A 19,259-nucleotide genomic window follows, 5' to 3' on the forward strand; every position below is an offset into this window, starting at 1 on the left:
GGGGGCTCAGACGGTCAGCGCCAGCGCGCAGGTCGCCGCCGCCGTCGCCGTCACCGCGAGGACCAGGCCCGTCAGCGCGAAGCGCCGTACCCCGATGCGCGTCCCCTGGAACCGGCACCGCTCGAACCACAGCAGCGTCGCCAGCGACCCCCACGGGGTGACCAGCGGGCCCGCGTTCACCCCGATCAGCAGGGCCAGCAGCTGATGGTGGTTGTCCGCCGGGACGACCGCCTCGCCCGCCACGTACGCCGGAAGGTTGTTGAGTACGTTGGCGAGCCCGGCGCCCACCCCGGCGGTGCGCAGCATGCCCGCGAGGCCGTCGTCCGAGCCCAGCCCCCGCACCAGCACCTCGTGCAGCCCGTGCGCGTTGACCGTCTCCACCACCAGGAACATCCCCGGCACCAGGACCAGCAGCCGCCACGGGATCAGCGAGAGCCGCAGCTCCTCGCGCCGCCGCACCGCGTACGCCACCACCACGACGACCATCGCCACCAGCGAGGCCGACCACAGCGGCACGTCCACCACCAGGATCGCGAGCAGGAACCCGGCACACGCCACCGAGCAGACCCCCAGCAGCACCCGGTCCTCGGGCGAGGGCACCGGCGGCGGGGTGTACGAGTCGGCGCCCCGCCGGCCCCGGCGCCAGTAGAACACCCACAGGCACAGCGCCGTCATCCCGATCGCGGCCAGCTGCGGCAGCCACATCACCCCGGCCAGACCGGCCGGGGACAGCGCCACCCGGTCCGCCGCCAGCAGATTGGTCAGATTCGATACGGGGAGCAGCAGGCTCGCCGTGTTGGCCAGCCACACCGTCGTCATCGCCAGCGGCACCGCAGCGATGCCCACCCGCCCGGCCAGCGCCAGCATCACCGGGGTGAGCAGCACAGCCGTCGTATCCAGATTCAGGGTGATCGTGGTCAGCGAGGCGAACGCCACGCACAGCCCGAACAGCAGCGGATAGCGCCCCCACCCGGCCCGCGCCACCCACGCCGCGACCACGTCGAAGACCTGGGCCCGGCCCGCCAGCTCCGCCAGCACGATCACCGTCGCCAGGAACGCCAGCAGCGGCCCGATGCGCCGCAGCTGGTCCTCGGCAGGACCGGCGGGCAGCAGCCCGGTCGCCGCGGCGATCACTCCGAGCAGGAGCAGTGCTCCGGCCAGCCAGTCCAGGGGATGCAACCGGTGCACCAGGGCACGCGAGCGCTCCGTGAAGTGATCGTTCCGCATGCGCTCATCGTGTCAGACCGGGAGCGCCCGGCCCCCCTTCAGCCGGTCAGCGCCGACGTCTTGAGGACCACCAGGAGCACCAGCACCGCCGCCAGCACCACACCCCCGGCCGCCTGCACCGCCGTACGCCGCCCGGCGGGGGCGTAGGCGTACACGACGGTCACCGCCGCACCGGTGACCAGACCGCCCAGGTGCGCCTCCCAGGAGGTGAAGGCCGCCGAGAGCAGCATCCACACCAGGAACCCGGCCAGGAAGTTGTTGACCGCCCGCATGTCCCGGCCCAGGCGGCGGCCGATGACGTAGAACGCGGCGGCCAGACCGAAGACCGCGCCCGACGCGCCCACCACCTGGTCCCCCGGTGCCACCAGGTACACCAGCACAGAACCGCCCAGCGCGGACAGCAGATACAGGGCGAGGGAACGGACCCGGCCCAGCTGCTCCTCGACGACCCGGCCGAGATTCCAGAGGGCGTACATGTTGAACACGATGTGCAGCACGCCGAACGGCAGCGAGCCGAACGACGAGCCGTCCGGCGGCAGATGGAGGAAGGACCCGGTCAGCAGCCGGTACCACTCGCCGTCCACCACCCCCACCACATCGAACCCGGGGTAGCCGCCGTCCACGTAGACGTACTGCCCGCCGTCCGGGCCGGTCAGCCCGGCCCCCGTCATCGCGAACCGGTCGACCACCCCCGGGCGTATCAGCTCCGCGAGGTACGCCAGCGCATTGAGGGCGATCAGCGCGTACGTGACCACCGGCACCGCCGTCCGCGACACCGTCCCGCCGAAGGCGGTGCGCGCCTGCCGGACCGAGCGCCGTCCCTCCCTCACGCACTCCACGCACTGGTGGCCGACGGCCGCCTCGCGCATGCAGTCCGGACAGATGAAGCGCTCGCAGCGGACGCAGCTCACATACGTCTCGTACGAGGGATGGCGGTAGCACGTGGTGGCGGCGGCCTCCATGGCCGACTCCTTCGACTGTACGAGCGTCCGTACGGGCTCGCGGGCGGACTATTCCGGCTGGTTGACGACACCCTTGCAGGCGGGGGTGTTGTCGTTCACGCCGGGGCGGGCGGCAGCCTTGACGGCGTTGAAGTTCGCCACGTACGCGTCGTGGGCGGCCGAGTCGTCCACCTTGAGCAGCGCCTCGTCGTTCTCACGGAGGGCCGGACCGCTGTAGTTGTGGCTGCCCGTCCAGAGAACCTTGTTCACCGACCCGTCGTACTTGCCGTCGATCAGCAGGTACTTGCTGTGGACGATGCGGGCCGCCGTGGCCGGGTCGTTGTCGTGGTCGTCGTAGTAGCAGACGGGGGAGAAGCCCGACACCGAGTGGAGCGTCTCCCAGGTGCCGGCGGTCCCGGTGGCGTCCTTGCTGTCGGTGGAGGTGTACACCAGCTCCACCGAGCAGCCGGCCTTCTTCAGCTCGACCAGCTTGTCGGCCACGCCCTGCCGGGTGAACTTGAACATCGCGACCCGCACCTTGGTGTGCTTGGTCGCGCCGTCCTGCGTGTAGGTGCAGGTGACGTTGTCCAGGGTGTTCCAGATGGTGTCCTTGGAATTGCCCGTGCCCGGGTAGTAGGGGAAGAAGTAGGCCTTGTAAGGGCTCCACGAGCTGGACGTGTAGCGCCAGTTCTCCCAGTCCTTGCCGACGAGCGCGGAGAAGTACCCGCTGTAGGCCTGGTAGATGCCGCTGTTGTACGCGACGACGTACGCGTCGTTCCAGAACGCGCTGTACGCCGAGGGCGACATGTTCGACGACGTCTGGAGCACCACGTCCGATGCGCCGTCGACCTGCGAGAAGAGCCAGAACTTGTTGTGGTTGATCGACGTGCCGAACTCGGGACGGCCCAGACAGGACCTGCCCTCGGGACACAGCGTGACGAAGGAGTTCTGGGAGCTGTCGGTCCCGAGTGCGTCGCGCAGCAGGCCGTAGCTGGGGTCGCTCGTCCGTGAGCTCACCGTGGACTCGTCCAGCACCATGCGCACGTCGACGCCGCGTTCGTGGGCGTCGACGAGTGCCTGCGCCACGCCGCTGTCCCACAGGTGGTACAGCGCGACCTTGATCGACGATCCGGCGGGGCTGGAGCCCACGTACTCCAGGATCTTGGTCCGGATGGCGTTCTGTTCCGCGGCCGAGCCGAGCGGGTTGTTGAAGATGGGCCCGGACTGCTGGACGGCGAGCGGCGTGGCGCCCGTCCCGGCGCCCGTGGCCGTGGCCGACGACATTCCGGCGGTCAGCAGCGACACCGCTGCGGCGACTGCTGTGGACGCGATCTTCCCGCGTGCGCCAAGACGCATGGGTTCCCCTCCCAGGGTGCCTGCACACCGCTCTCTCCCCCGGAGCGGTCGTGCGCCGGGGAGATCATGCCAGACGTTCCGACGACGCAACAATTTTCACAGGATTCACTCAAGTCACTCTCGTCACACGAACTTTCCGTTCGACCATCCCGTGTTCGTGCATGTAGCCTCCTGCGCCGGTGTGCCGAGTTCATGACAGCTTTTCGTGCTGTCGCGCGCTCACCGTCGACAAACGTACAAATATGGGGGAAGTCCACTTGAGTGTGAGACGAAGGGCCGCCGCTCTGGCGATGGTCAAAATGATGCTGGCCGGGATGGTGTCCTCACTCGCGCTGGCGCCCGCGGCCGTCGCCGCGGAGCACATGCCCAGCGTCCCGGGCCGGTCGACGGGCGCGGCTCTGACGCAGCCCGCGGAGCCGGGCATGGTCAGCGCGCCGAAGGTGACCTGGCCGCAGGCCCAGTCGGCCACGGTCGCCGTGCCCTCCGCCGGCGCGGCGCCGCGCGAGGTGGCCGGCAGCGGTGCGGCGGGAGCCCGGTCGGCCGGTCCCGACCCGGTGGTGTCCATCGGTGCCGCCACCTCGGCCGTGTTCAGGTCGGCCGTCGGACCCATGTCCTCGCCGCCCGCGTCGGTGCGGGTGGACGTCCTGGACCGGGCGGAAGTCGAGCCCGTCGGCGGCATCGGCATGGGGCTGACGGTGACACGTGCGGACGGTGCTGCGTCCGCCGGAATCGTCTCCGCGACGCTGGACTACTCGGGCTTCGCCCGGGCGTACGGAGGCGGCTTCGCCTCACGCCTGCGGCTCGTCGAGTACCCGTCCTGCGCCCTGACCACCCCGCGCAAGCGGGGCTGCGACGTGCCCCGGACGGTCGAGGGGCAGCACAACGACGCCGCGTCGGGCAAGCTGACGGCGCCGGTCCAGGCGGCTGCCGCCGGTGCTTCGGCCACCGCCGCCGTTTACGCCCTGGCCTCCGGCTCGTCCTCGGACACCGGTGACTACCGGGCGACCGCGGTCAAGCCCTCGGGCAAGTGGGATGTCGCCCTGTCCTCCGGCGCGTTCACCTACTCCGTGCCCATCGACGTTCCGGCGCCCCCCATGGGAATGGCACCCGACCTCTCCCTGTCGTACAACAGCCAGAGCGTCGACGGCCGGACGTCCGCCTCCAACAACCAGGCGTCCTGGGTCGGCATGGGGTGGGACCTCAACGTAGGGGCCATCGAGCGCCGTTACATCAACTGCGCCGAGGACGGTCACAAGACCTTCGGCGACCTGTGCTGGGACTCGCCGCACTCCACGTCCGACCCCAACGGCGCCGTCTACACGATTCAGCTCGACGGCGTCTCGTCCGAGCTCATCCAGGACGGCACCGGCACCGGCTCCTTCCGCATCAAGGACGACCCGGGATGGCGGGTCCAGAAGCTCAACGGCGGATACGGCTCGGACAACACGGACGAGTACTGGGTCGTCACCAAGCAGGACGGCACCCGCTACTACTTCGGCTGGGGCCGTACCGAGCGCACCAACCTCGACAACGCCAAGGAGAAGACGAACTCCGTCCTCACCGTGCCGGTCATCGGTGACGACGAGGGCGAACCCTGCCACAGCTCGTACCCGGAGCCCTGCAAGCAGGCGTGGCGCTGGAGCCTGGACCGGGTGGTGACCGGGAACGAGGTGGAGAACTCCTACTTCTACAACAAGGAGACGAACTACTACCGTTCGGTCGCCGCCGCCGACAAGGCCCGCGGCTACGACTCCGGTTCGTACCTCTCCCGCATCGACTACGGCTGGTCCTCCCAGATCCCGGGAGCCCAGCTGCCCGCGATGATCGACCTGCAGCACGTCAACCGCTGCGTCGAGCGCATGGAGGAGAAGGACCCCCTCAACAACACCCCGGCCGCCTGTCCCACCATCGACGCCAAGCCGGCCTCCTACCCGGACGTACCGGTCGACCTGATCTGCGACGGGCCCGAGGACGGGGAGAACTGCGCGGGGAAGACGTACTACCCCACGTTCTTCCAGCGCGATCTGCTCTGGGACATCAACATCCACGTCCGGGACACCAACACCTCCGGCTGGGACCTGGTCAAGCAGTACCAGTTCAAGTACGCCCTGATGAATCCGTCCGGCGCCGTCGGCGACCAGCTGTGGCTGGACTACATCCAGCGCCGCGGCTACTCGGGTGACGACATCGACCCGCCGACGATCAACTTCAACGGCGAGTGGCAGGACAACAAGGTCGGCGCTGGGGAACTCAACTTCCGCCGGGTGAACAAGGTCTTCACCGACACCGGCGCCACCATCACCGCCACGTACGGACACGCCACCGACGAGGACGGCGCCATCGACCGGACCTGTCCCGAGAGCGGCGCCCCCTCCCAGTCCGACAACCACTACGAGTGCTTCTGGCAGAAGTGGGTTCCCGAGGGAGCCGACGAGGAACACACCGGGTGGTTCAAGAAGTTCGTCACCAAACGCATCCAGGTGGACCCCGGCAAGGCGAACGACGGGGACCCGCCCATGATCACGGACTACGAGTACGACGGGGCCCCCGGCTGGCGCTACACCGACGACCCACTGGTCGACGACGACGACGAGACGTGGTCGGACTGGCGGGGCTACGGGAAGGTGCTGGTCACCACAGGCGCCAACGAGAACCGTCACTCCACCTACCACTGGCTGTACCGGGGGCTGGACGGCGGCCGGACGTCGAAGACCGACGCGACCAAGACCGCGAGTGTCAAGGTGGCGGACTCCGACGGGACCGAGTGGACCGACAGCGCGTGGCTGGCCGGACAGACCCTCGAAACCTCCAGCCGGGACCACAACGGCGACTCCCAGGAACGGGAGTGGCACGAGTACTGGTCCCACAACACCGCCCAGTACACGGGCATGCCCGACGCCCGCATGGTGCGTGAGGACAAGGTCCGCAACCTGGAGAAGGTCGCCGTGTCCGCCGACGGTTCGGGCTGGCGCGAACACATCGTCGAGACCGAGTACGAGGACGACGAGAAGGCGTCGAGCGTCTTCGGGCTGCCGATGCGCGTCGACGACTGGGGGGAGAGCGGCGTCTCGGACAACAGCTGCACCGAGTACGGCCGCGCCTACAACACCGACGACCTGACCGACGACGCCGACGGTGCGAAGCGCTGGATGGTCTACCAGGACGACGAGCGCCACTACAGCGTCTCGTGCAGCGCGGTGAACGACGACGAGACCGCCGGAACCCCCGCCGCCCACATGGACAAGAGGGTGACGACGTTCTACGACGGCGCCCTGTCCTTCGCCGAGAACGACCAGAAGCTGGTCGACGGCAACGTCACCGAGGTACGCACCTACACCGCGGAGACCGCCTGGCACACCGCGAAGGCGCAGTTCGACGCGGCGGGCCGGCAGACGAAGACGTGGGACGGGAAGAACCAGGTCACCACCATCGCCTACCAGCCGGCGACCTCCTGGCCGGTGGACGGCATCACCAGCACCACACCCGACCCCGACGGTTCCGGCCCGGGCACCGCCCTGACGACCACCCGCTACCTGTCCCGCTTCTGGGGCGAGGCGTGGAAGACGGTCGACGCCAACGGCAGCACCACCCGGCTCGTCTACGACGCGGTCGGCCGGCTGTCCCAGGTCTTCAAGCCGACCGAGGCGGCGAACTACCCGGACGGCACCGCCTCCATGTCGTTCGCCTACCAGATCCCCACCGCGGCGTCCGAGACGGGCGTGCCGCGGGTGGCCACCGGTGACCCGGTGCGCACCACCACGCGCGTGCTGCAGTCGGGCACCACGTACCTGACGTCCTACGCGTACAGCGACGGCCTGGGCCGCGAGCGTGAGAAGCAGACGCTTGCCCCGAACGGCACCGGGCGGGACGTCATGATCACCCGCTACGACTCCTCCGGCAACGTGGCCGGTACCTCCGGCCAGTTCTACAACAGCGGGGCCCCCGGCACCGGCCTGGTCAACCCCGCTGTCACCGCCATCCCCTCCTACAGCGACCTCAAGAGCGACTGGGCGGGGCGCACCATCGTGGCGCAGATCCAGGCCAAGGGTGTGGTGCAGCCGTCCAACAAGACGGTCACGCAGTACCAGGGCGCCGACGAGGTGACCGTCTTCCCGCCCACGGGCAGCCCCACCAAGACGGTGCGGGACGCCTTCGGCCTCACGAGCAAGGTGATCGAGAACCTGGGAGCCCAGCAGCTCACCACGTCCTACGAATACACCCGCAAGGGCCAGCTCAAGTACGTCCACGACTCGGCGGGCAACACGAGCCACTACGCGTACGACTGGGCGAACGAGCGGGTTCTCAGTGAGGAGCCCGACACCGGCCGGACCAGCACCGTCTTCGACGCCAACGGCCAGATCCAGAGCATCACCGACGCGAAGGGCACTCTCACCTACGGATACGACGCCCTGAACCGGTCCACCACCGTCAAGCAGGGATCGACGCTCCTGACGGAGAAGACCTACGACACGGTGCCGACGGGCAAGGGCCTGCAGGCCACCTCCACCAGCTGGAGCGGGGGCAAGGCGTACACCTCCCGGGTCGACGGCTACGACGCGCGCGGGCGGGCGACCGCCAAGACCTTCGTCATGCCCGACGACGGGTCCGGTCTCAACGGCTCGTACCAGACGAAGTACCACTACGACCTGGCCGACCACGTGACGGCCGTCGACTATCCCGCACTCGGCGGGCTGCCCGCCGAAACCGTCACCACGGCCTACAAGGACGGCCGCGCGACCAGCGTCTCGAGCCCCCTGGCCACCTACGTGTCAGGGGTCGGCTACGACGACACCGGCCGCCTGACGTCGCGGAGCCTGGGAACGGCCGGCACCGACACGAGCGTCGTGCGGCGCTTCGGCTACGAGGACGCCAATGGCTCCGGCTGGCTGAAGAGCATCACGACCGACACCACCACGGGCGGCACGACCAAGACCGTGCAGAACGACACCTACGCGCGCAACAACGGTGGAGAGGTCACCGCGCTGCGCGAAGGGTCGGACAATCAGCAGCAGTGCTTCACCTACGACGACCTGCGCCGGCTCACCGGAGCCTGGACCACGGCCGCCACCAGCTGCACCGCCACGCCGGCATCGGACTTCGCCGGCCCGGACCCGTACCAGAACAGCTACTCCTACGACCGGATCGGCAACCTGCAGTCGGTCACCGACAAGGCATCCGCCTCGGCTGCCGCCGTCACCAGCGACTACAAGTACCCCGGCTACAGCGCCGACGAGTCCACCTACACCCCCGACCAGCCCCGCCCGCACGCCGTGACGTCCGTCGCACGCAGCGGCGGCGGCGGGACGGACAGCTACAGCTACGACGACGCGGGCCGGATGACGGGCCGCACCGTCGGCTCCGTGTCCTCCGTCCTGGAATGGGACCCGCGGGGGCAGCTTGCCAAGGTGACGCAGAAGAAGGCGGGCGGGGACGAGGTCTCCACCTACGTCTACGACGCCGACGGCACCGCCATCGTCCGTACATCGGCCAAGGAGAAGGTCCTCTACCTGGAGGGCCACGAACTCCACCGGACCGACAAGACGAGGGCCACCCGCTACTACTCCGTGGAGGGCAGCAACGTCGCCGTGCGTACGGCGACCGACTCGGACCCGAAGGGCAAGGTCACCTGGCTGCTCTCCGACGGACAGGCGTCCACCCAGCTGATGATCACAGCGGTGGGCGGTGTGGTGCTGCGCAGGCGTACCACGCCCTTCGGGAAGCAGCGGGGGACGACGGCCAGTCTGCCGGCCGAGATCGACCGCGGGTTCGTCGGCAAGGCCGAGGACGACAGCACCGGGCTGTCCCTGATGGGGGCACGGGTCTACGACCCGAGCCTGGGCCGGTTCCTGAGCACCGACCCCGTGACGACCCCCGAGCAGCCGCAGACCCTGAACCTGTACAGCTACGCCCGGAACAATCCGGTCAATCTGACCGACGCGACCGGTCTGTACTCGTGGGACGACTTCGGGGACGACATCAAGGGCACGGGCAAGGCGGTCTTCAAGGCCACCTGGGTGCAGGGGGTGAACGTCGTCGGTCACGGCGTCGGCTACAGCCTCAAGGCCGTCAACACCCTCGTCGATCTGCCCGACCCCATCGCCAACACCATCGGAGGGCCGCCGGACGACCCGAACGCCTTCCGGATCGGCTGGGAGTGGGCCACCGACTCGGGGCCGCGCCACCGTGACCTGACCGGCAACAACCGCTTCACCAAGACGCTCAAGTCGCACGCGCACGTGAAGGAGACGCGCGCCAAGATCACGCAGATGCTGCGGGCCGGCAAGACCGACATCGACGGCACGGCGAACTACAGCCTGGGCGGCGGGGTCGCGCAGAGCGCCAAGAAGCTCTTCGGTGACTTCACCGGGAACTCCGCGGCGGCCTTCCTCGGGTCGTACACGCTCAACTACAAGGTCACCTCGATCGACAAGTCGGAGGGGACCGCGCGCGTGCGGTTCTCGGTCAAGAACAACAGTACGATCAACTCCGCGACCCACCTTCCGGGGGTCGGCTACGGGGACTGGTGGGACAAGAACATCGCTGAACCGCTCAACAACGAGCTGTTCAAGAAGAGCGTGATGTCCAAGCGAAGCCAGACGATCACGTGGACGGAGACGATCCACTACGGTTCCTCCAGCTCCGGTGGAGGTGGCGGCGGCTTCGGCGGAGGCGGCGGAGGCGGCGGCGGGGGCGGGGGTGGCGGCGGTCTGCTCGCTGCCGCGCTGGCCCTGGCGCTGTGGCTGCTGAGCCTCTTCTTCTAGCCCGCACAGGCACGACCGACCGAGAGCGAAAGAGGATGGGATGAGGCAGGTGCCAACCGGCTGGACCGGACTGATCGTGGCCGTGGCGGCGGTCGTCGCGACCGCCACGGGGTGCGGGGACCAGCCGGACACCGGGGCACCTGCCTCGTCCGACGCGTTGCTCGGGCACTGGCGGAGCGACTGCGGAGCCACCCTCGATGTCGCGGAGGGGGGTCGCTTCACCTTCGCGGACTTCCCGTCGGGGCAGGGGCCGCACGACAAGCGCCGGCTCAACGGCAGCGGCGAGTGGTACCTCTACCGCGGCGGGAAGGGCGCACTGCCCGCGTCCCTCGACCTGACGTTCAAGGGGAAGACGCTGTCGCTCTACTTCGTCAACGACTCCCGGGGCAACATCGAGAAGATGCACCTGGACGAAGAGGACACCACCTGCTACTTCACGCCGGGCCCAGGGTAAACCGGACAGAAGATGTCGTCTTTCCCTGGTTCGATGACGGCATGACACCGAGCACGACACACACCTGGACCGACTTCGCGACCGCCGAACCCGACTTCGCCGACACCGTGCGGCGGAGGTTCGCGCTGTACAAGCACCATGTCCTCGCCACCCTCCGCACGGACGGATCGCCCCGGCTCACCGGCCTGGAGGTGGACTTCTGGGAGGGCGAGCCGCACCTCGGCATGATGCCGAACTCCCGCAAGGCCCTCGACCTGCGCCGCGATCCCCGCTTCGCCGTGCACGCCAACCCCGGGCCGGACGCCCGGATGGCCGACGGGGACGTCCGGATCTCCGGTCACGCCGTGGAGGTCACCGACCCCGCCGTCCTGGCCCGCTTCATCGAGGAGCGCACCCCGCCCGAGCCCTTCCACCTGTTCCGCGTCGAGCCCACCGAGGTGGTGCGGGTGGGGCTGGAGGGCGGCGACACCATCGTCATCAGCACCTGGCGCCCGGGCCGCCCGCTGCGCACGATCCGCAGGGGCAACGAAGGCTGACCGGGCCGCCTCCCGACATCCGGCGGCGGTACGTGCTACGGTGGTCGTGTTGCAGTTTTGGTACCCATGAACTTTATGTGCGCCTGACGGGAATGCTTCGTCAGGCGCTTTATTGTTTTCCGGCTTTCTCCGGATGGGGCTCAATGCGGCGACTTGGAATTCGTAAAGTGCGAATTTCCGGCACTGCACCTCCTTAGGAGATCGACATGGCTACTGGAACCGTGAAGTGGTTCAACTCCGAAAAGGGCTTCGGCTTCATCGAGCAGGACGGCGGCGGCGCCGACGTCTTCGCCCACTACTCGAACATCAACGCCCAGGGCTTCCGTGAGCTCGTCGAGGGCCAGAAGGTCAGCTTCGACGTCACGCAGGGCCAGAAGGGCCCGCAGGCGGAGAACATCGTCCCGGCCTAATTATTCGCCGGACGCGTACCTCGCAGCCGGGGCCCGCACCGTCATGGTGCGGGCCCCGGCTCGTGCTGTCCCAGGAGGACAATCCCGATATGACCCGCTCCGAACGCCAGGACCGTCCCGCCCGCAACCGCCCGTCCAGGGCGCGCGGCACGGACCGGGCACAGGCAACCGCACAGGGTTCCGGCAAGGGAACCGGAAAGGCGTCGCCCCGTCGCAGGGCCACGCCGCCGCAGGGCGAATTCGCGCTGCCCGAGACCATCACCCCCGCACTGCCCGCCGTCGAGGCGTTCGCCGAGCTGGACATGCCCGCAGCCCTGCTGAAGACCCTTGCCGCGCAGGGCGTGACCGAGCCGTTCCCGATCCAGGGCGCCACGCTGCCCAACTCGCTGGCCGGCCGCGACATCCTCGGCCGGGGCCGCACCGGCTCCGGCAAGACCCTCGCCTTCGGCCTCGCGCTCCTGGCCCGCACCTCGGGCCGCCGCGCCGAGCCGAAGGCCCCCCTGGCCCTCGTCCTCGTCCCGACCCGCGAGCTCGCCCAGCAGGTCACCGACGCGCTGACCCCGTACGCCACCTCGGTCAACCTGCGCCTGGCCACCGTCGTCGGCGGCATGTCGATCACCCGGCAGTCCGCCACGCTGCGGCGCGGCGCCGAGGTGCTGGTCGCGACCCCGGGCCGGCTCAAGGACCTCATCGAGCGCGGCGACTGCCGGCTGGACCAGGTCGCGATCACGGTCCTGGACGAGGCCGACCAGATGGCCGACATGGGCTTCATGCCCCAGGTCACCGCCCTGCTCAAGCAGGTCGAGGCGGACGGCCAGCGGATGCTGTTCTCGGCGACCCTGGACAAGAACATCGACCGCCTGGTCAAGATGTTCCTGACCGACCCCGTCGTGCACTCGGTCGACCCGTCCGCCGGTGCGGTCACCACCATGGAGCACCACGTCCTCCACGTCCTGGACGAGACCGACAAGAAGGCCGTCGCGACGCGGATCGCCGCCCGTGAGGGACGCGTGATCATGTTCGTGGACACCAAGCGTGCCGCCGACCGCTTCGCGAAGCGGCTGCTCGCCAGCGGGGTGCGCGCCGCCGCGCTGCACGGCGGGCGCTCGCAGCCGCAGCGCAACCGGACCCTGGACCAGTTCAAGAACGGCCAGGTCACCGCCCTCGTCGCGACGAACGTGGCCGCGCGCGGCATCCACGTGGACGACCTCGACCTCGTCGTCAACGTGGACCCGCCCACCGACCACAAGGACTACCTGCACCGGGGCGGCCGCACGGCCCGCGCCGGGGAGTCCGGCAGCGTCGTCACCCTCGTCCTGCCCGACGAGAAGCGGGACATGACCCGCCTGATGCGCGACGCGGGCATCGCCCCGCGCACCACCCGCATCCGCTCGAGCGACGAGGAACTGACCCGCATCACGGGCGCCCGTGAACCGTCCGGCGTCGCGGTGGTCATAGAGGCCCCCCAGCCGACGCAGCCGAAGCCGAGGCCGGCGGGAGCCCGCTCGGGCAGCCGCGGCCGGGGGCGGGGGGCCGGTGCGTCCCGCGGCACCGGTGCGTCCCGCAGCGCCGGTGCCTCGCGGGGCACCGCGCAGCGCAGCCGCCGCGCCGCGTAGCACCCCGGGGGCGCTGCCCCCGGACCCCCGCTCCTCAATCGCCGGAGGGGCTTGTTTTCGCCCCTCCGGCGCGTGACCGGTCACGTCGTGCAGTCCAGCACCGCGCGGCACAGCGCGCACCGCACTCGCACCCGCCCCCGCACCGGAACCCGGTTCCGCTGATGGCAGACCGGGCACGGGAACGCCACCCGCAACCCGTCCGCCGCCGCCTCGAAGGCGTACGGCCCCCCGGTCACCCCCGACGCGGCCCGCCGGTCCCGCGCGTACCGCCGCCGCCCCGCCCACCCCGCAGCCGTCAGCGGCGGCTGTCCGGCATCGCGCAGGGCCCGCGCCCGCCCCTCCTCGTACGCGGTGTACGCCTGCGGACTGGTGAACCACGGCGACGGGTCCTCGCCGAACACCAGCGCCCGCTCGGCCAGCACGTACCCGAACTCCTCCGGCGTCAGGTACCCCAGCTTCTGGCTGGACGTCGCGTCCTCGCGGAACGCGTCGAGGAGCAGCCACCCCGCGCCCAGATAGGCGGCCGTCGTATCCGTGAGGATCTCGTTGTCGCGGGTGCTGGGGAACTCCAGGCCCAGCCGGTGCAGCAGCACATGCGCCACCTCGTGCGACAGGGCCGCGCCGATGTCCCGGCGATGGGTGCGGAAGCGGTCGTTCAGCTCCACGAAGTACTCCGGCCCCGCCGCGAGTTCGACGCTGCCCGCGTGCTCCATCGACCGGAACGCCACGATCACCCGGGCGTCCGGCAGCCGGTAGTGGTGCACCATCGCCCGCGCCACCCGCTGCGCGCCCAGATGCAGGTCGTCCGCGTCGGCGAACGCGGCGTCGACCGGGGCGAGGCTCGTCGCGAACCGCCGGACGCCGTCCGCCGACAGCCTCCGGTACAGCGCGGTGATCGACGAGCGGACCGTCTCCAGATGCGGGAACCCGTGCTCGACCGGGCTGCGGCGGGAGCTGTCCGGCATGTCCGTACCCCCGCTCCTCGCTCCGGGCCCGACTCCTCACCAATGTAGACCTGGGAGGGCGTCCCGTGGTTGTCAGCCGGTACGGACCGGCAGACCCGGGCCCAGCTCGACGAACGGCGCGCCCGCGCCCTCCGTCTCCAGCACCCACACCTCGTTGACGCCCTCCCGCAGCACCGGACCCGGCACGTACAGCGTGTGCTGCGGGCCCGCCGACCAGTACCGGCCCAGGCAGAAGCCGTTCACCCAGACGAACCCCCGCGTCCAGCCCGGGAGTTCGAGCCCCGCGTGGTCCGCCCGGGCCGCCACCTCGAACGCGCCCCGGTACAGGCCCGTCCCGCACTCCCCGTCCACCGGCGCGAACGGCACACCCGCCACCGCGCCCGGCTCCTCGAACGCGTCCAGCCGCAGCGCCCGCGCCCGCACCCCGTGCAGATACTGGCGCTCGTGCAGCACGCCCCCGGTGACGCCCTTCGGCTCGCCCAGCCGCGGCCCGTAATTGACCCGGCCCAGCGACTCCACCCACAGCTCCACCTCGGCGGGCCCGGCCACCGGCTCCTCCAGCGCGGCGGCCCCCTCGCTCAGGACACCCCGGCGCACCCCGTCCACGTACACCACCGCACGGTCCCGCAGCCCCGCGACGGCCAGCGTGTACGGGCGGCGCGGACCCGGCACCGCGACCCGGTAGCGGACCAGGCCGCGGTCCACCCCCAGCTCCTCGAACGTCGGCGGCACCCCGGACTCCGCGGCCTCCTCGTCGCCCAGCGCCTCCAGCACCGTGTTCAGCGGCGCCCACTCGGTCAGCTCCGCCCGGACCGGGGCGGCGAGCCCGGCCGGCTCCGGCGGCAGCGGGGGCAGCGGCCCGTCCGCGTACCCGGCGAGGACCTTCCGGAACAGCCGGAACTTCTCCGTCGCCCGGCCGTACTCGTCGACCGGCGCGTCGTAGTCGTACGACGTCACCGTCGGCAGCAGCTCCTCGTCCTGGAGCGGCCCGGAACGGTTCGCGCCCGCCCAGCCGGCGAAGTTGGTGCCGCCGTGCGCCATGTAGACGTTGACCGACGCCCCGCACTCCAGGATCTCCGCCAGCGCACCGGCCGCCTGCGCCGGATCGCGTACGACCGGCGGCGCGCCCCAGTGCTCGAACCAGCCGCACCAGAACTCCATGCACATCAGCGGACCCGACGCCTGGTGGCGGCGCAGCACCCGGAACGCCTCGCGGGCGCCCGAACCGAAGTTGGCGGTGGCGAGCAGGCCGGGCACCGAGCCGCCGGTGAGCATGTGGTCCTCCGGCCCGTCCGAGGTGAACAGCGGCACGTCCACCCCGTGCGCGCGCAGCAGCTCCGTCACCCGGCGCAGATGGACCGCGTCGGTGCCGTAACTCCCGTACTCGTTCTCGGCCTGCACCATGACCACCGGGCCGCCGCGGTCGATCTGCCGCTCGGCGACCTGCGGCAGCAGCTCGGCGAACCAGGCCCGGACCGCGTCGAGATACCCCTCGTCCCGGGTCCGCACCCGGCGCCCGAACCGGCCGGTCACCCAGGCGGGCAGTCCGCCGTTCTCCCACTCCGCGCAGATGTACGGGCCCGGGCGCACGATCGCCCACAGGCCGGCCCGGTGCGCGGCGTCCAGGAAGCGGCCCAGCGCCCCGGTGTCCCGGAAGCGGCCGGGCCGGGGCTCGTGGAGATTCCACGGGACGTACGTCTCCACACAGTTCAGGCCCATCGCGCGCAGCATCGCGAGCCGGTGGTCCCACTGGCCCTCGTGCACCCGGAAGTAGTGCAGGGCCCCGGACAGCAGCCGTACGGGCTTCCCGTCGATCCGGAAGCCGTCGTCCCCGACGGTGAAGTCAGCCATGGTGCCCGTTCTCCTGATGCGCGGAATGTCTCGGTCCAGCCTCAGCCCTGGCGTGCGGCCGGTCCATGGACAAAGATCTTGGCTGTTTGGACGCGAGTTGCCCGGACCGGGCGAGAGGGAGCCCATGTACCACACCTGGATGCGCTTCTTCACGCCCAGCCCGCTCCATCACCGCCTCGGCCTCGTCTGCCTCGGCGTCGGCCTCCAGCACGGCACCCTGCCGACCGTGGGCCCGCGCACCCTGGACCACCACGTGGCCGTCGTCGTCCACTCGGGCGGCGGCTGGTTCGCCGGGCCGGACGGGCGGCGGGTCCCGGTCACCGCGCCCAGCCTCATCTGGCTGACCCCGGGCACCCCGCACCACTACGGCGCCGACCCCGCGACGGGCTGGGACGAGAGCTTCGTCGACTTCACCGGGCCCGCCACCGCCACGTACACCGAGCTCGGCTACATCGAGCCCGACCGCCCCCTGGTCCCGCTCTCCGACACCGCGGCCCCGCGCGCCGCGATCGGCCGGATGGTCCGGGCCGCCCGGCGCGGCAACCCGCTCCTGGAGGTCGAGACCGGGGCCGCCGTGCACGAACTCCTGGTCGCCCTGCGCCGGGCCCGCGCCGACGTCGGCCCCGACGGCGACCCGGTGCTCCAGGCGCTCGCCCGGGACGCCTTCCAGCCGCTGTCGGTCGCCGAGCACGCCGCCCGGCACGGGATGACCTCCGCCGAACTGCGGACGGCGGTGCGCCGGGGCGCGGGATGCAGCCCGAAGGACTACCTCCTCACGATCCGGCTGGGGCGCGCGAAGGAACTCCTCGCCACCAGCGACCTGCCGGTCGCGGCCGTCGCCCGCCGCGTCGGCTACGACGACCCGGCCTATTTCTCGCGACTCTTCGCGCGGCGCGTCGGCATCGCCCCGGTCCGCTTCCGCGAACAGCAGGGGCGTACGGTCCCGGGTGGCTGGAGCGACCGCGTCCCGGACCCCGAACACCCGCCGACGATCTCCTCGTAGCCCCGTAAGCTCGCTGCCCATGACCACGAACGACATCGACGCCTCCGTACGCGTCGAACTCGACCGGCTGCGCCAGAGCATCGACAACATCGACGCCGCCGTCGTCCACATGCTGGCCGAACGCTTCAAGTGCACCCAGCAGGTCGGCCACCTCAAGGCCGCCCATCAGCTGCCCCCGGCCGACCCGGCCCGCGAGGCCCGTCAGATCGCCCGGCTCCGCGAGCTGGCGGAGAGTGCCCACCTCGATCCGGCGTTCGCCGAGAAGCTGCTCAACTTCATCGTCGCGGAGGTCATCCGCCACCACGAGCGCATCGCGGAGGAGTCCGCGAACGGCGCGGAGGCGGCCGGGGGGCGTTGAGGGCTGCTCGCCCTGACCCCGGCCGCCTCCGCGCTCGCTTCCGCTCCCGTCAGGGCGAGATCTCCTCCAGGGGCCGGTTCGCCGTCTCCTCCGCCAGGGTGCCGGCGACCACCGCGCCGAGCACCGCCACCGCGGCGAGCATCACGAAGACCGCGACCACGCTGTCGTTCGCCGCGTAGACGAGGCCCACCAGGATCGGGCCGAGGATCACGCCCAGGCGGTTGACCGCGCCGCCGACGCTGCACCCGAGCGCCCGCATCCGGGTCGGGTACAGCTCCGGCGTGTACAGGTACAGGCAGATGTTGGAGCCGAAGAAGCCGACCGCCGACAGCGAGGTCCAGATCAGCACCTGGACCGGGGAACCGGCGCCCAGCGCGGCCAGGGTGAACAGCAGGGCCGCCGAGGCGCCGAGGCAGATCGCGAAGACCTTGCGGCGGCCCAGGACGTCCACGGTGAGCGCCACGATCAGACAGCCGAGCAGACCGGCGACCGAGGTGACCGTGGAGTAGAGGAGGGCGTCGGAGAGGCCGAGGCCGTACTCGTCCTTGTAGATGCTGGGCAGCCAGGACGTCACGCCGTAGTTCACGAAGTAGCCGGTGAACCAGATCGCGCCGACGACCAGGGTGCGGCGCCGGTAGCGGCCGGTGAACAGGCCGCGCAGACCGGTCGCCGCCCGCTCCGCGTCGGTGGCCGCGGCGGACGCCTTCCCCGGAGCGTCCGGAGCCTGCGCAGCGCCCGGCGCCGGGAGCGGCCGGCCCGTCGCGGCCGCCACCTTCGCCTCGATCCCGGCCATCACCGCTTCCGCCTCCGCGAGCCGCCCCCGGTCCGCGAGCCAGCGCGGGGACTCCGGGACGCGGCGCTGCACCAGGAAGGCCAGCAGGCCGGGGACGGCGGCGACCACGAACATCGTGCGCCAGCCCGCGGCCGGGACGACCCAGGCCGCGACCAGGGCGCCGACGGTGAGGCCGGCCGGGAAGACCAGCTCGTACAGCAGGACGAAGCGGCCGCGCTTGAAGCTGCGCGTGATCTCGCTGATGAAGGCCGCCGCCACCGGCACCTCGCCGCCGATCGCGAGCCCCTGCACGAACCGGAGCGCCAGGAACGGGGTGAGCGAGGTGCAGGCGGTGAGGGCCAGGCTCACCACGCCGGATACGGCGATGCAGTACGCGATGACCTTCACCCGGCCGTAGCGGTCGGCCAGCCGCCCGGAGAGCAGGGCGCCGACGAGCATGCCGACCGAGCCGACGGTCAGGACGGCCGTGGCGTCGCCGGTGCTCAGGTGCCACTCGTCGCGCAGCTCGGGCAGCGCGTAGGCGATCAGCAGCTGGTCGAACGCCTCGAAGAAGGTGACCACGCCCACGATCAGGCGGACGGTGACGTGCCAGCGGGAGGGCGGCAGCCGCTCGAACCGGGCCGCGATGGCGGTGCGGGTGGTGCCGGCGGGCGAGGGGCCCGGTGCGGCGTCCTGTGAGATGTCGGTGCTCATCCAGGGTTCCTCCTGCTCCGCGGGGCCCGGAGCGGTTGGGGGAGCCAGGTGTACGTGTATGCAGAGGATGCGGTGAGCCGAGCGTACGGGTGGGGGAGCGGTACGCGGTGCCCGTGAGGCGGTGACATCGCCCACGAACCTCTGTAAGCACCTAGCTTCTTAGGGCTTAAGTTCTATCGGTCCGGGGGTGGCGGCCGTCAAGGGCCGCGGAGCAAAAGACTTTTTGCCGGGGCTTTTCGTCCAGGGGGGCTTGCGGGCAATTACTTAAGTGCTTAGCTTTTAAGCCCTGAGGTAC

Annotated in this window: 13 protein-coding genes; 7 read left to right on the forward strand and 6 right to left on the reverse strand. The window is 70.7% G+C overall.

The features are described from left to right. Positions 1-6: 6 nt before the first annotated feature. From ACFZAT_RS06725 to ACFZAT_RS06735, 3 genes are read right to left on the reverse strand one after another with little or no spacing between them, the layout of a single operon-like run. The gene (locus tag ACFZAT_RS06725; protein ID WP_391261082.1) at positions 7-1,227 is read right to left on the reverse strand and encodes an SLC13 family permease; all 1,221 of its coding nucleotides are present in this window, start codon (positions 1,225-1,227) and stop codon (positions 7-9) included. Between the two features lie 38 nt (positions 1,228-1,265). Next, positions 1,266-2,189, reverse strand: coding sequence for a rhomboid family intramembrane serine protease (locus ACFZAT_RS06730; protein WP_391261085.1), 924 nt, complete (start codon positions 2,187-2,189; stop codon positions 1,266-1,268). Between the two features lie 48 nt (positions 2,190-2,237). Beyond that, positions 2,238-3,524 carry a phospholipase D-like domain-containing protein gene (locus tag ACFZAT_RS06735; RefSeq protein WP_391261087.1) on the reverse strand — a complete coding sequence of 429 codons (1,287 nt, stop codon included), beginning with the start codon at positions 3,522-3,524 and terminating at the stop codon, positions 2,238-2,240. A 263-nt stretch (positions 3,525-3,787) separates the two neighbouring features. Here ACFZAT_RS06735 and ACFZAT_RS06740 point away from each other — a divergent pair, with 263 nt between their 5' ends. The 5 genes from ACFZAT_RS06740 to ACFZAT_RS06760 all read left to right on the forward strand — a co-directional run bounded on the left by ACFZAT_RS06740 (position 3,788) and on the right by ACFZAT_RS06760 (position 13,301). Beyond that, positions 3,788-10,285 carry an RHS repeat-associated core domain-containing protein gene (locus ACFZAT_RS06740; protein ID WP_391261704.1) on the forward strand — a complete coding sequence of 2,166 codons (6,498 nt, stop codon included), beginning with the start codon at positions 3,788-3,790 and terminating at the stop codon, positions 10,283-10,285. 40 nt (positions 10,286-10,325) lie between these two features. Further along, positions 10,326-10,739 carry a hypothetical protein gene (locus ACFZAT_RS06745; protein WP_391261090.1) on the forward strand — a complete coding sequence of 138 codons (414 nt, stop codon included), beginning with the start codon at positions 10,326-10,328 and terminating at the stop codon, positions 10,737-10,739. A gap of 41 nt (positions 10,740-10,780) precedes the next feature. Continuing rightward, positions 10,781-11,275, forward strand: coding sequence for a pyridoxamine 5'-phosphate oxidase family protein (locus tag ACFZAT_RS06750; protein ID WP_391261093.1), 495 nt, complete (start codon positions 10,781-10,783; stop codon positions 11,273-11,275). A gap of 206 nt (positions 11,276-11,481) precedes the next feature. Next, positions 11,482-11,685: a cold-shock protein gene (locus ACFZAT_RS06755; RefSeq protein ID WP_018104519.1), complete on the forward strand. Its 204-nt coding sequence runs from the start codon at positions 11,482-11,484 to the stop codon at positions 11,683-11,685. Between the two features lie 89 nt (positions 11,686-11,774). Further along, positions 11,775-13,301, forward strand: a complete 1,527-nt coding sequence (locus tag ACFZAT_RS06760; RefSeq protein ID WP_391261096.1) for a DEAD/DEAH box helicase — start codon at positions 11,775-11,777, stop codon at positions 13,299-13,301. A gap of 80 nt (positions 13,302-13,381) precedes the next feature. Here ACFZAT_RS06760 and ACFZAT_RS06765 read toward each other — a convergent pair whose 3' ends face one another. After that, a complete protein-coding gene (locus ACFZAT_RS06765) occupies positions 13,382-14,266 on the reverse strand; it encodes a hypothetical protein (protein ID WP_391261099.1) in 885 nt (294 codons plus the stop codon). A gap of 72 nt (positions 14,267-14,338) precedes the next feature. After that, positions 14,339-16,117 carry a beta-galactosidase gene (locus ACFZAT_RS06770; protein ID WP_391261101.1) on the reverse strand — a complete coding sequence of 593 codons (1,779 nt, stop codon included), beginning with the start codon at positions 16,115-16,117 and terminating at the stop codon, positions 14,339-14,341. 124 nt (positions 16,118-16,241) lie between these two features. Here ACFZAT_RS06770 and ACFZAT_RS06775 point away from each other — a divergent pair, with 124 nt between their 5' ends. Continuing rightward, positions 16,242-17,120: a helix-turn-helix domain-containing protein gene (locus tag ACFZAT_RS06775; RefSeq protein ID WP_391261104.1), complete on the forward strand. Its 879-nt coding sequence runs from the start codon at positions 16,242-16,244 to the stop codon at positions 17,118-17,120. 19 nt (positions 17,121-17,139) lie between these two features. Then, positions 17,140-17,478 (forward strand): chorismate mutase, encoded by a 339-nt coding sequence (locus tag ACFZAT_RS06780; RefSeq protein WP_391261106.1) that lies wholly within the window; start codon positions 17,140-17,142, stop codon positions 17,476-17,478. A 49-nt stretch (positions 17,479-17,527) separates the two neighbouring features. On the opposite strand, the gene ACFZAT_RS06785 is transcribed toward ACFZAT_RS06780, so the two are convergent. After that, the gene (locus tag ACFZAT_RS06785) at positions 17,528-18,964 is read right to left on the reverse strand and encodes an MFS transporter (RefSeq protein WP_391261109.1); all 1,437 of its coding nucleotides are present in this window, start codon (positions 18,962-18,964) and stop codon (positions 17,528-17,530) included. Positions 18,965-19,259: the final 295 nt, after the last annotated feature.

The sequence above is a fragment of the Streptomyces sp. NPDC008163 genome (assembly GCF_042956885.1).
GTDB classification, from domain to species: Bacteria; Actinomycetota; Actinomycetes; order Streptomycetales; family Streptomycetaceae; genus Streptomyces; species Streptomyces drozdowiczii_A.

Coding starts and splice junctions, on each gene's coding strand:
- ACFZAT_RS06725 (WP_391261082.1), bottom strand. CDS start 1,227: ATGCGGAACGATCACTTCACGGAGCGCTCGCGTGCCCTGGTGCACCGG.
- ACFZAT_RS06730 (WP_391261085.1), bottom strand. CDS start 2,189: ATGGAGGCCGCCGCCACCACGTGCTACCGCCATCCCTCGTACGAGACG.
- ACFZAT_RS06735 (WP_391261087.1), bottom strand. CDS start 3,524: ATGCGTCTTGGCGCACGCGGGAAGATCGCGTCCACAGCAGTCGCCGCA.
- ACFZAT_RS06745 (WP_391261090.1), top strand. CDS start 10,326: ATGAGGCAGGTGCCAACCGGCTGGACCGGACTGATCGTGGCCGTGGCG.
- ACFZAT_RS06750 (WP_391261093.1), top strand. CDS start 10,781: ATGACACCGAGCACGACACACACCTGGACCGACTTCGCGACCGCCGAA.
- ACFZAT_RS06755 (WP_018104519.1), top strand. CDS start 11,482: ATGGCTACTGGAACCGTGAAGTGGTTCAACTCCGAAAAGGGCTTCGGC.
- ACFZAT_RS06760 (WP_391261096.1), top strand. CDS start 11,775: ATGACCCGCTCCGAACGCCAGGACCGTCCCGCCCGCAACCGCCCGTCC.
- ACFZAT_RS06765 (WP_391261099.1), bottom strand. CDS start 14,266: ATGCCGGACAGCTCCCGCCGCAGCCCGGTCGAGCACGGGTTCCCGCAT.
- ACFZAT_RS06770 (WP_391261101.1), bottom strand. CDS start 16,117: ATGGCTGACTTCACCGTCGGGGACGACGGCTTCCGGATCGACGGGAAG.
- ACFZAT_RS06775 (WP_391261104.1), top strand. CDS start 16,242: ATGTACCACACCTGGATGCGCTTCTTCACGCCCAGCCCGCTCCATCAC.
- ACFZAT_RS06780 (WP_391261106.1), top strand. CDS start 17,140: ATGACCACGAACGACATCGACGCCTCCGTACGCGTCGAACTCGACCGG.
- ACFZAT_RS06785 (WP_391261109.1), bottom strand. CDS start 18,964: ATGAGCACCGACATCTCACAGGACGCCGCACCGGGCCCCTCGCCCGCC.